The sequence below is a fragment of the Cellulomonas septica genome (assembly GCF_012396155.1).
Taxonomy (GTDB): Bacteria; Actinomycetota; Actinomycetes; order Actinomycetales; family Cellulomonadaceae; genus Cellulomonas; species Cellulomonas septica.
The window spans coordinates 1-1029 of the sequence record NZ_JAAXOY010000904.1 but is presented as its reverse complement, the minus strand read 5'-3'; the positions used below and the strand labels follow the sequence as shown (position 1 = coordinate 1029).

Annotated in this window: 1 protein-coding gene; it reads left to right on the top strand. The window is 74.1% G+C overall.

All coding sequences use genetic code 11. From position 1 onward, the window contains the following. Window positions 1-185: 185 nt before the first annotated feature. Window positions 186-1029, top strand: an 844-nt coding sequence (locus HGA02_RS20170) for an ROK family protein (protein WP_168681208.1), incomplete at its 3' end; no start/stop codon positions are given.

The window sequence follows — 1029 nt, the reverse complement described above, 5'->3', positions numbered from 1 at the left end:
GCACCTCCGCGTGCCGGCCGGTGTGGAGGGGCTTCGTCACCGTCGGGGTCATTCGCGAACCCTGCTCCGCGTGGCATTCTTAGGCAAGTGAACAAAGTTAGTCAACGTGCGTGTCGCCGCTGGGGCCCCTCGTGCCCGGATCGTTATGGTGAGCGCGCAGGGGAGACGCGAGAGAGGGCGGTGCCGTGAGCAGCCTCCAGTCAGGCCTGGGCGCCGCGCACGCGAGCAGTCGCGCCGCGATCCTGGACCTCATCCGCGCGGCCGGGACGATCAGCCGCGTCGAGCTCACGCGCGCCACCGGGTTCACCGCCGCCACGATCTCGACCGTCGTGCGCCGTCTCATCGACGACGGGCTCGTCGTCGAGGTCGGGCGCGCCGAGTCCACGGGCGGCAAGCCGCGCATGCTGCTCGAGCTCGACCCGTACGCGCGCTTCGCCGTCGGCGTGCACCTCGACCACGCCGGCATCACCTACGTCATCGCCAACCTCGGCGGTGCGATCGTCGCCCGCTGGCGGCGGCCCGGCGCCGGGTCCGACGACCCGCGCGAGGTCGTCTCCCGCATCGCCGCCGAGATCCGCGCGACCGTCGCCCGCGTCGGCGTCGACCCCGAGCGCGTGCTCGGCCTCGGCGTCGTCTCGCCCGGCCCCATCACCGCGTCGACCGGCATGACCCTCACGCCGCCCGTCATGCAGGCCTGGACCGAGTTCCCGCTCGCCGCCGCGCTCGAGGACGCCGTCGGTCTGCCCGTCCTGCTCGACAACGACGCGACCGCCGCCGCGATCGGGGAGTACTGGTCCGGCGGCATCGCGGGCTCCGCGTTCGCCGCGCTCTACATGGGCACCGGCATCGGTGCCGGGATCATCGTCGACGGCACGGTCTTCCGCGGGGCCAGCTCCAACGCGGGGGAGGTCGGGCACATCTGCGTCGACCTCGACGGACCCGAGTGCTGGTGCGGGAGCCGCGGCTGCGTCGAGGCCCTCGCGGGCCCGGCCGCCGTCGTCGCCGCCGCGCGCGCCGCGGGCATCCAGC